2 protein-coding genes are annotated in these 11,916 nt (G+C 67.1%); both read left to right on the forward strand.

The window, feature by feature from the left end; all coding sequences use genetic code 11:
* The first annotated feature begins 480 nt into the window (after positions 1 to 480).
* Positions 481 to 6,948, forward strand: a complete 6,468-nt coding sequence (locus ACI2KG_RS12050) for an amino acid adenylation domain-containing protein (protein WP_404662062.1) — start codon at positions 481 to 483, stop codon at positions 6,946 to 6,948.
* A 1-nt stretch (position 6,949) separates the two neighbouring features.
* On the forward strand, positions 6,950 to 11,916 hold a 4,967-nt coding region (locus tag ACI2KG_RS12055; protein ID WP_404662063.1), incomplete at its 3' end, for an amino acid adenylation domain-containing protein.

Here is an 11,916-nt window from a genome sequence, read left to right on the forward strand (position 1 = left end):
GTTTTCCACCCCGTGTGCAGCTGTCACCCCAATGTGCCTGTCTTGAAACAGGGGCAGGGCGGCCAGGTGCCTGCCTTGAGAGGTGTGTCGCCTGTGAGATCGAGCGCCGCCCGCGCGGCGCTTCGCGGCACAAGGCCGCTCCCACATCTGTTTCGGGCCAGTCCATCCTGTCAAGTCACCTCTGTCCGCCTTGTTTGTTCCCTTCGATATTGAAGGGGGCGCCGCTGCTCTTCATCAATCTCCAGCCATGCACCCAGGGTGCGCGCACCATAGGCACAGAAGTAACTGGCCCGAAACAGATGTGGGAGCGGCGGTGCGGCGATCCGACTTGCCCCGCGAAGCGCCGCGCGGGCGGCGCTCGATCTCACAGGCGCTGAACCTGTCCTGGCGAACACCTGCCACCCCCGCCACCCTCCACTAAATAACCCCCCCACACCTTCGTCTGACAGTTACCGCTCGACTGCCAGGACTCCGCTCGACATGAATGCCGACCAAACGCTCAAGCTCGCCCGCCGCTTCATCGAACTCAGCCCCGACAAGCGCCGCCTGTTCCTCAAGGCGCTGCAGGGCGAGGGCATGGATTTTTCCGTGCTGCCGATTGCGCCTGGGGTGGAGGTGGCTGAGCGTGACCAGCTGTCGTACGCCCAGCGGCGCATGTGGTTCCTCTGGCAGCTGGACCCGCAAGGCGCGGCATACAACCTGCCCATGGCTGTGCGCCTGCACGGCCCGCTGAATCTGGCCGCCCTGCAGCAGGCCTTCGATGCCCTGGTGGCGCGCCACGAAACGCTGCGCACCCGCTTTGTCGCCGACGGCGATGACGTGCGCCAGCAGGTTGATGCAACCCCAGCCCCGCTACAGCCGCGCCAGGATGCCCTCAGCGGTCTGGACGACAACGCTCGCCAGGCCGCCATCGAGACCATCGCCGAAGCCGAAGCCCTGGCACCGTTCGACCTGGCCAGCGGCCCGCTGCTGCGTGTGCGCCTGTTGCAACTGGCGGCGCAAGAACACGTACTGCTGTTGACCCTGCACCATATCGTCGCCGACGGCTGGTCGATGAACGTGCTGATCGACGAATTCCTGCACCTTTACGACGCCGCTGTGGCCGGCAGCGATGCTACCCTCGCTGCGCTGCCCATCCAGTACCGCGACTACGCCCTGTGGCAGCGCAGCTGGCTGGAGGCCGGCGAGCAGGAGCGCCAGCTGGCCTACTGGCAGGCACGCCTGGGCGACGATCACTCGCCGCTGGAGCTGCCACTGGACCGCACCCGTCAGGGCCGCCCCAGCTACCGCGGCGCACGCCACGAGTTCCCTATTGCTGCAGACGTCGCCGAACGCCTGCGCGGTGTGGCGCGCAAGCACAACGTCACCCTGTTCATGGTCCTGCTGGCCGCTTTCAAGCTGCTGCTGCAGCGCTACAGCGGCCAGGCCGCGATCCGCGTTGGTGTGCCCATCGCCAACCGCAACCGTGCCGAAGGCCAAGGCCTGATCGGCTGCTTCATCAACACCCAGGTGCTGCACACCGAGATCGACCCGCTGCTGGATATCACTGGCCTGCTGCAGCGCGTGCGGGAAACCGCCGTGGGCGCACAAAGCCATCAGGACTTGCCGTTCGAGCAACTGGTCGAGGCCCTGGACCTGCCGCGCACTAGCGAAAGCCCGCTGTTCCGCGTGCTGTTCAACCACCAGGCGCAGGTGGCGGATGTACAGGCGATCGAGACCCGATCCGGCCTGAGCCTGGCGCCGATTGCCCTGGAAAAGCACAGTGCGCGCTTCGACCTGGCGCTGGACACCCACGAGCGCGCCGGGCAGTTGCATGCGGCGTTCACCTATGCGACCGATGTGTTCGATGCGGCCACCGTCGAAACCCTCGGCGAGCAGTGGCTGGCCCTGGTGCAGGCGCTGGCCGCCGAAACGGCTGGCGCGGTGGGCGAGCTGGTATTGCCGGGCCTGGCCAGCGCCGGTGCTTCGCCAGCGCCGGCTGATGAAGCACCCATGGTGCACCAGCGTTTTGCTGCTGCCGCCCGCCGTCACCCTGAGCGCATTGCGGTGGTGGCCGCAGGCGAGCAGGCCAGCTATGCCGAACTGGAGGCCCGCGCCGAGGCCATTGCCAGCCGCCTGATCGAAGCCGGGGTAGGGCCAGACACGCTGGTCGGTGTACTGGCCGATCGCAGTGTCGGCATGCTCGCCAGCATGCTGGCCGTGCTCAAGGCCGGTGGCGGCTACCTGCCACTTGAACCTGAGCAATCGGCTGAGCGGCTGGCCTACATGCTCACCGACAGCGGCACACGCCTGGTGCTGGCGCCCGGTCACTGGCAAGCCGAGCTGCCAGCCACTGTGCAGCAGCTGGACTGGGCACAAACCGGTGTTGGCAGCGCCACGCGCACAGCTCCCGCAGCGGCCAGCCTGGCCTACGTGATCTACACCTCCGGTACCACTGGCCAGCCCAAGGGCGTGGCGATCAGCCATGCAGCCTTGGCCAACTATGTCGATGGCATCAGCGCGCGCCTGCCGGTCGAGCATATCCGCAGCATGGCCCAGGTCTCGACCCCGGCGGCCGACCTTGGCCACACCATGCTGTTCGGCGCCTTGTGCGGCGGCCACACCCTGCACCTGCTATTGCGCGAGCAGGTGCTGGATGCCGAAGGTTTCGCCGCCTACCTGGCCGAGCACCAGGTCGATGCGCTGAAGATCGTACCGTCGCACCTGGAGGCGATGCTGGTGGCAGGGCGCGCAGCGTTGCCAGGGCAGTGCCTGGTACTCGGTGGCGAGGCCATCAGCCCGGGCCTGCTGGGCAAGATCCGCCAACTGGCCCCTGAACTCAAGGTGTTCAACCATTACGGCCCGACCGAGACCACCGTCGGTGTGCTGGTCGCCGAACTGAACGAGCACATCAGCCTCGGTCAACCGCTGGCCAACACCCATGTCGCGGTGCTCGACCGCTGCTTGCAGCCCCTGCCGTTCAAGGCCAAGGGCGAGCTGTACATCGGCGGCGCGGGCCTGGCACGTGGTTACCTGAACCGCCCGGCACTCACTGCCGAACGCTTTGTTCCCGACCCGAACGGCAGCCACGGCCAGCGCCTGTACCGCAGCGGTGACTGGGTGCGCCAGGGCAGCGACCTGCAATTTGCCGGGCGCATGGATGGCCAGGTAAAAATCCGTGGCTACCGCGTCGAGCTGGGCGAAATCGAAAACCAGCTGCGCGCGCTGGACGGCGTCGCCAATGCCCTGGTCCGCGTGCATGGCCAGACGCCGCAATTGCAACTGGCGGCCTGGCTGGTACCCCGCGAGATGCCAGCCGACAGCCTGGCCTGGCAGGACGCGATCCGCAGCACCCTCAAAGGCGTGCTGCCCGAACACATGGTGCCCACCCACCTGATGGTGCTGCAGCAGCTGCCGGTCACGGTCAACGGCAAGGTCGACGTCAAGGCGCTGCCCGAGCCTGTCGCTACCCAGGTGGCTTACCAGCCTGCGCAAACCCCGCTGCAGGTGCAGCTGGCGCAAATCTGGGCTGACGTGCTGCAAGTCGCCCAGGTGGGCCTGAGCGATAACTTCTTTGCCCTGGGTGGGCACTCGTTGCTGGCTACCCAGGCCGTTTCGCGGGTGCGCAAGCAACTGGGCGTGGATATCCCGTTGCGCACGCTGTTCGACACCGTCGACCTGCAGGCCTTCGCCCAGGCGGTGGCCGAGGGCGAGCAGGGCGCGGGCCTGGACATCGAGATCCTCGACCGCCAGCACCCTCTGCCGGTGTCGCGCTCGCAGAACCGCCAGTGGCTGTTCTGGAAGCTCAACCCGCAAAGCCTGGCCTACAACACGCCGATGGCGGTGCGCATGCACGGCAACCTCGACCGTGCCGCCGTGCAGGTCGCCGTGGATGCACTGGTGGCGCGCCACGAATCGCTGCGCACGGTGTTCGTCGAGGCCGATGGCCTGCCTTGGCAGCGCATTCTGCCGACGGCCACGGTGCCGATCGGTTTCGAAGACCTCAGCGGCCACGACCACGCCGCGCAGATGCGCAAGCTGGAGGCCGAAGCCTTTGTCCCGTTCGACCTTGAGCGCGGCCCGCTGCTGCGTGCGCGTCTGTTCAAGGTGCAGGACCAGGAGCATTTGCTGTCGCTGACCCTGCACCACATCGTCTCCGACGGTTGGTCGATGAGCCTGCTGGTGCGCGAGTTCGCCGCCGCCTACAACGCCGCGGCCACAGGCCAGGCACACACCCTCGAGCCGTTGCCGGTGCAGTACGCCGACTTCGCCGCCTGGCAGCGCAAGTGGCTGGCCGAAGGGCAGATGCAGGCGCAGATCGACTACTGGAAAGGCCGCCTGGAAGACGACTTCGAAGTGCTCGAACTGCCTGCCGACCGCAGGCGGCCACAGGTCAAGAGCTACCAGGGCAGCCGCTTCGATGTGCGCCTGCCACTGGCCCTGACCGAGCGCCTGCGGGCCTTGGCAGTGGCGTCCAATGCCACGCTGTTCCATGTGTTCCTGGCGGCCTATGCCATCGTGCTGTCGCGCTACAGCCGCAAGGGTACGTTTAACATCGGCGTACCAGTGACCAACCGTAACCGCCTGGAGCTGGAAGGGCTGATCGGCTTCTTCATCAACGCGGTGGTGGCGCGCATTGGTGTCGATGGCAGTCAGCCGTTCCCGCAGCTGCTGGCGGCGATCAAGGAAACCACCTTGCAGGCCCAGGCCAACAAGGACGTGCCGTTCCTCGAGGTGGCCGAAGCGCTGTACCCCGACCGTGACCAGGGTGTGAACCCGTTCTTCCAGGTGTTGTACAACCACCTGCGCGACCTTGGCGAACAGGTGTCCAGCGATGCCCTGCACGGCCTGCAGGTCAAGGAAGTGGACTTGCTGGAGCCTGGCGCGCAGTACGACATTTCGCTCAACACCCTGGAGCGCTCTGATGGCGTGACCGCTTCGTTCAACTACTCCACTGACCTGTTCGACGCCCCGCGCATCGAGCGCATGGCCGGCCACTGGCAAGCGCTGCTGGAGGCCATTTGTGCCGAACCCCAGCGCTGCATTGCCGAGCTGGACATGCTTGGCAGCACTGAGCGCCAGCAACTGACCCATGCCTGGAACCCGGCCGCGCAGGCCGGCAGTGGGCTGTGCGCGCACCAGTTGCTGGAACGCCAGGCGCAACAGCGGCCAGAGGCCCTGGCGCTGATCTTTGATGACCAGCACATGACCTATGCCGAACTGGACCGCAGCAGCAACCGGCTGGCGCACCGCCTGCGGGCGCTGGGCGTGGGCCCGGACCGTCTGGTCGGCGTAGCGGTCGAGCGTGGCCTGGGCATGGCCCTGGCGCTGGTCGCCATCCACAAGGCTGGCGGCGCCTATGTGCCGCTGGACCCGGACTACCCGCAAGAGCGCCTGGCCTACATGGTCGAAGACAGCAACATCGGCTTGCTGCTGGCCGATGCCCCTTCGCGTGAGCGCCTGCAACTGGGCAAACAGCTGCCCTGCGTGCTGCTGGAGCCAGGCACCGAGTGGCTGCAGGCCTGGCCCGGCGAGCCGCTGGCCAACCTGGCCGCGCCGCACAACCTGGCCTACGTGATCTACACCTCCGGCTCCACCGGCATGCCCAAGGGCGTGGCCATCGATCACCATGCCTTGTCGGTGTTCTGCCAGGTGGCCGGCGACTATTCGCGGCTCAGCCCGGACGACCGCGTGCTGCAGTTCGCCACCTTCAGCTTCGACGGTTTCATCGAGCAATTCTTCCCGCCCTTGGCCCAGGGCGCCTGCGTGGTGCTGCGTGACCTGCGGTTGTGGGACACCGCCACGCTGCTGGACGAAATCAACCGCCACGGGGTAACCGTGGCCGACCTGCCAGCGGCCTACTGGCGCCTGCTGGCGCTGGAGCGCCGCGGCCCCGAGGCCTATGGCCGGTTGAAGCAGATTCACGTCGGTGGCGAGGCAGTACCGGAAGACGCCCTGCGTGCCTGGCTGGCTGATGGCCCGCCAGCGGTGCGCCTGTTGAACACTTATGGCCCTACCGAAGCCACCGTGGTCGCCACGGTGTATGACTGCTCACAGATGACCGACGCGCAGATCAGCCAGGGTGGCGTGCCGATCGGCCGCGCCATTGCCGGCCGCAGCCTGCATGCCCTGGACGACGGCCTGGCGCCAACCCCGGTGGGCGTGCCCGGCGAACTGTTCATCGGCGGCGACGGTGGCTTGGCGCGCGGTTACCACCAGCGGCCGTCGCTGACTGCCGAGCGTTTCATCCCCGACCCGTTCGACCCGGTTGGCGGTGGCCGCCTGTACCGCACCGGTGACCTTGGCTGCTACGACGAAAACGGCCAACTGGCCTATCGCGGCCGGGTCGACCATCAGGTGAAGGTGCGCGGCTTCCGTATCGAGCTGGGCGAGATCGAGCAGTACCTGCGGGCGCACCCGGACGTGCGCGAAGCCACCGTGCTGGCCATCGACCTGCCTGGCGGCAAGCAGCTGTGTGCCTACGCCGTACCGACCGAAGGTTACGCCGGCGACCTGCGCCTGGCCTTGAAGCAGTACCTCAAGGCCAGCCTGCCGGACTACATGATCCCGGCCTACCTGGTGACCTTGCCGGGCATGCCACTGACCCCCAGCGGCAAGCTCGACCGCAAGGCCTTGCCGCTGCCCGACCCGAACCCGCCGCAGCACGACTACGAGGCGCCGCAGACCGAGCGGCAACAGCAGCTGGCGAGCCTCTGGGCACAGTTGCTGAACGTTACCCGGGTCGGGCTGAACGACAACTTCTTCGAGCTGGGTGGCCACTCCTTGCTGGCCGCCCAGGCGGTGTCGCGGATCAACGTCGAGCTGGGCCTGGACATACCCCTGCGGCTGATCTTCACCCACCCCGAACTGCGCGCCTTTGCCCAGGCGCTGGAGGAGCAGGCCCTGTCGCTGTCCGACGATGGCCTGTGCGATATCGAAAACATGATGAACGCATTCACAGAGGCCTGACATGGAACTCACAGCAGCACAACGCATCGCCCAACGTTTCGTCGGCCTCCCTGTGGAGCAACGCCAGCAGATCCTCGACAAGATGCAGGCCAGCGGGCAAAGCTTCCGCCTGCTGCCCATCGTGCCCGCCCGCGACGGCCTGGCGCGCATTCCGTTGTCGTATGCCCAGCAGCGCCTGTTGTTCCTCTGGCAGCTGGAGCCGGACAGCCCGGCCTACAACGTACCGATGGCAGTGCGCCTGAAGGGGGCGCTGGACCAGGCGGTGCTGCAACAGGCGCTGGATGCGCTGGTGCAGCGCCACGAATCGCTGCGCACGCGCTTCGCTTCGCAGGACGGCGAGTTTCACCAGGAAATCCTCGCGCAGTGCCCGTTGCCATTGGCGCTGGTGATCTTCGATGGCAGCCCTGATGAAGCCGCGCTGAGCGTGGCCGTGGACGCGGCGCTCAAGCAGCCGTTCGACCTGCTGGCCGGGCCACTGCTGCGGGTGACCCTGCTGCGCGTGGCAGAGCAGGAGCATGTGCTGGCGCTGAGCATGCACCACATCATCTCCGACGGTTGGTCCAGCGATGTGCTGGTGCAGGAGTTCATCCAGCTGTACAGCGCCCTGGCCGAAGGGCGCCAGGCCGAACTGCCGGCCTTGCCGATCCAGTATGCCGATTACGCCATCTGGCAACGCGCCTGGCTTGAAGCCGGCGAGGTCCAGCGCCAACTGCAATACTGGCAGGCACAGCTGGGTGACGAGCAGCCGGTGCTGAGCCTGCCGCTGGACTTCGAGCGCCCGGCCACGCCAAGCCAGCGGGGCGCGGTGGTGCGGGTAGACATTGCCGGCGCCCAGGCCGAAGCCCTGCGTAGCCAGGCGCGCAAGGGTGGCCACACGCTGTTCGTGCTGGTGCTGGCGGCCATGGCCGTGGTGCTGTCGCGCTACAGCGGCCAGGCCGACATCCGCATCGGTGCACCGAATGCCGGGCGCAACCGCAAGGAGCTGGAAGGCCTGATCGGTTTCTTCATCAACACCCAGGTACTGCGTGTGCAGGTGGACGAGCGCGCCACGTTTGCGGCGTTGCTGGAGCAGGTTAAAGCGGTGATCGGCGGCGCCCAGTCGCACCAGGAGCTGCCGTTCGAGCACCTGGTCGATGCGTTGTTGCCCGAGCGCAACCTGGCACACAACCCGCTGTTCCAGTTCAAGATCAACCAGCATGTGGCGGCCAGCGACGCCGGGCGCAAGCGCCTCGGTGCGCTGGAAGTGGAAGGCTTTGCCCGCGACGGCGGTGATGCCCGCTTCGACCTGGCCTTCGACTTCTCGGACAAGGCTGACGGCATCGAAGGCTACTTCACCTATGCTACCGACCTGTTCGAGCAGGCCACCATCGAGCGCATGGCCGCTTCGCTGCGCCAGGTGCTGGATGCATTGGTCCGCGACCCGCAGCAGGCGATCGTCGACAGCCCGGAAGTGGCAGCCGTGCTGCCAGCCAGCGTGCAGCCATATGCGCATGGCGACATCCTCGGCCTGTGGCGCCAGGCCATGGGCCAAGGCCAGGCCCACGGCGGCGTGCGCGCCGGTGACCGGTTCATGACCCAGGCTGGGCTGGAGGCCGCCTCCAACCGCCTGGCCGATTACCTGCGCCAACGCGGAGTGGGTGCAGGCAGCATCGTCGCCCTGTGCCTGCCCCGTTCCATCGAGTGGGTCAGCGCCTTGCTGGCCGTGCTCAAGACCGGCGCTGCCTACCTGCCACTGGACGCCCAGCAACCCCAGGAACGCTTGCAGCAACTGATTGCCGACAGTGGCGCTGCGCTGTTGCTGCACGCACCGGAAGACCTGCGTTTCGCCGGCCTCGATGGCGTACAGGTCGTTGCTTGCGATCACACGCAGTGGGCAGCCTGCAGCGACAGCCCGGTCGAGCAATTTATTGCCGCCGAACAACCGGCCTACCTGATCTACACCTCGGGCTCGACCGGCCAGCCGAAAGGCGTGGTGGTCAGCCACGGGGCGCTGGCCAGCTATACCCAGGCGGTGCTGGAGCGCCTGCAACTGCCGGCAGCGGCGAGCATGGCGATGGTTTCCACCACCGCAGCCGACCTGGGCCATACCGTGCTGTTCGGTGCCCTGGCCTCGGGCCGTCTGCTGCACCTGTTGCCACAGGAGCTGGCGTTCGACCCGGATGGCTTCGCCAGCTACATGGCGCAGCATCAGGTGGGCGTACTGAAGCTGGTGCCAAGCCACCTGCAAGGCCTGCTGCAAGCGGCCCGCGGCGCTGATGTGCTGCCCGCCAACGCATTGATCCTGGGCGGTGAGGCGTGCAGCTGGGGCCTGCTGGAAAAGGTCCGCCAACTGCGCCCGGATTGCCGTGTCATCAACCACTATGGCCCCACCGAAACCACCGTGGGTGTGCTCACCTTCGAGCCCGACCAGCCCGTACCGGGCTGCCGCACGGTGCCGGTCGGTCGCCCGCTGGGCAATGCCTGCGCCCAGGTGCTGGATGCCTACCTCAACCCGTTGGCGGCACAGGTGGCCGGCGAGTTGTACCTGGGTGGGCAGGGCGTCGCCCAAGGCTACCTGGGCCAGCCTGCGCTGACGGCTGAACGCTTCGTGCCGGACCCTCTCAGCGCAGCCGGTGCCCGCCTGTACCGCACCGGTGACCGCGCGCGGTTGACGGCCGATGGCCTGGTCGAGTTCATCGGCCGCGCCGACGACCAGGTAAAAATCCGTGGTTACCGCGTGGAGCCAGGCGAAGTCGGCCGCGTGCTGGCCGGCCTGCCCGGCGTCAGCGAGGCCGTGGTGCTGGCATTGCCGCTGGAAGGCGATGCCGAGCGCCTGCAACTGGTCGCCTACCTGGTAGCCGACAGCGGCGTGACCGTGCAGCAGTTGCACGTGCAATTGCAGGCGCGCTTGCCAGATTACATGGTGCCGGCGCAGATACTGATGCTGGAGCGCCTGCCGCTGACCGCCAATGGCAAGCTCGACAAGCGCGCGCTGCCCGTACCGGGCGCGGTCAGCCGGGGCTATGTGGCACCGCAAGGTGACATCGAGGAGAAACTAGCCGCCGTGTGGGCCGATGTGCTCAAGCTGGAACAGGTCGGCAGCAGCGACAACTTCTTCGAACTGGGCGGCGACTCGATCCTCAGCCTGCAGATTATCGCCCGGGCCAAGCGCCAGGGCATCAAGGTCACCCCCAAGCAACTGTTTGAACAACAGACCATCGCCCAGCTGGCCCAGGTGGCCAAGCGTGTCGAAGCCAAGCAGCCTGCAGTTGCCGCTGCCGTGGACACGGCTACCAGCGGTGAAGCGGCACTGCTGCCAGCCCAGGCGCGTTTCTTCGCATTGGACGTTGCGCAACCGGCGCACTGGAACCAGTCGGTGTTGCTCAAACCGGCCAGCCCGGTGCAACTGCAACCGCTGGAGGCGGCCCTGCGCGCCGTGGTCGGGCAGCACGATGCCCTGCGCCTGCGCTTTACTCGCAGCGATGGCCAGTGGCAGGCACGCTTCCAGGCGCAGGTTAACGCCCCTTTGCTGCGCCAGCGAAACCTGGCAACGCTGGACGAACTGGACGCTGCCGGCAATGAGGTGCAAGCCAGCCTGAACCTGGAACATGGGCCGCTACTGCGCGCCGAGTTGTTCGACTTCGCTGATGGCCAGCAGCGCCTGTTGCTGGTGGTGCATCACCTGGTGGTCGATGGCGTGTCGTGGCGGGTGCTGCTGGAAGACCTGCAGCAGGCTTACCAGCAGGTGCTCGCTGGCCAGGCGGTGAGCCTGCCAGCCAAGACCACGCCGGTGAAAACCTGGGCCGAACGCCTGGCCCTGTACACCGCCAGCCCGGCGCTGCAAGCCCAGCGCGACTACTGGCTGCAGGCACTGGCTGGCGACCACGGCGAATTGCCACGCGACAACCCGCAGGGCAGCCTGGCCAATACCCATGCCCGCACCGCCGCTACCCGCCTGGATGCCGAGCGCACCGCCAAGCTGCTGAAGCACGCCCCGGCCGCCTACCGCACGCAGGTCAACGACCTGTTGCTGACGGCGCTGGCACGCACCCTTTGCCAGTGGAGCGCCCAGGACAACGTGCTGCTCCAACTGGAAGGCCATGGCCGCGAAGACCTGTTCGACGACGTCGACCTCAGCCGCACCGTGGGCTGGTTCACCAGCCTGTTCCCGGTGCGCCTCACCCCCGGCCATGAGCTTGGCCAGTCGCTCAAGGCGATCAAGGAGCAGCTGCGCGCGGTGCCGGACAAAGGCCTCGGCTACGGCCTGCTGCGCTACCTTGGCGATGCCGAGGTGCGCGGGCAGCTTGAGCGGGCCGCCCAGCCCCGTGTCACCTTCAACTACCTGGGCCAGTTCGATGCCAGTTTCGATAGCGAAACCGGTGCACTGTTCGCCCCAAGCGGTGAAAGCGCGGGCCGTAGCCAATGCACGGGCGCGCAGCTGGGCAACTGGCTGAGCATCACCGGCCAGGTGTATGGCGGCGAGCTGTTCCTGGAGTGGACCTACAGCGCCGACGTGCACCACCCGGCCACCATCGACGGCTTGGCGCACGCGTACGAGCACGCCTTGGCGGAACTGGTTGAGCACTGCTGCAACGCTGAGCACCAAGGCGTGACGCCATCCGACTTCCCGCTGGCTGCGTTGACCCAGGCACAACTGGACAGCCTGCCACTGGCCGCCGCGCAGATCGCCGATGTCTACCCGCTGTCGCCGATGCAGCAGGGCATGCTGTTCCACACCCTGTACGACCAGCAGGCCGGCAACTACATCAACCAGCTGCGCGTGGACGTGCACGGGCTGGACGTGCAGCGCTTCCAGCACGCCTGGCAGGCTACGCTCGATGCCCACGATATCCTGCGCAGCGGCTTCATCCTGCAAGGCGCGCTGGAGCAGGCGGTGCAGGTGGTACGCAAGGCCGTCGAGCTGCCGTTCAGCGAGCATGACTGGCGTGGCCAGCCGGCCCTGGAACAGGCCCTGCAGACACTGGCCGA

The sequence above is a fragment of the Pseudomonas sp. NPDC089407 genome (assembly GCF_044900445.1).
Taxonomy (GTDB): domain Bacteria; phylum Pseudomonadota; class Gammaproteobacteria; order Pseudomonadales; family Pseudomonadaceae; genus Aquipseudomonas.

Coding starts and splice junctions, on each gene's coding strand:
- ACI2KG_RS12050 (WP_404662062.1), top strand. CDS start 481: ATGAATGCCGACCAAACGCTCAAGCTCGCCCGCCGCTTCATCGAACTC.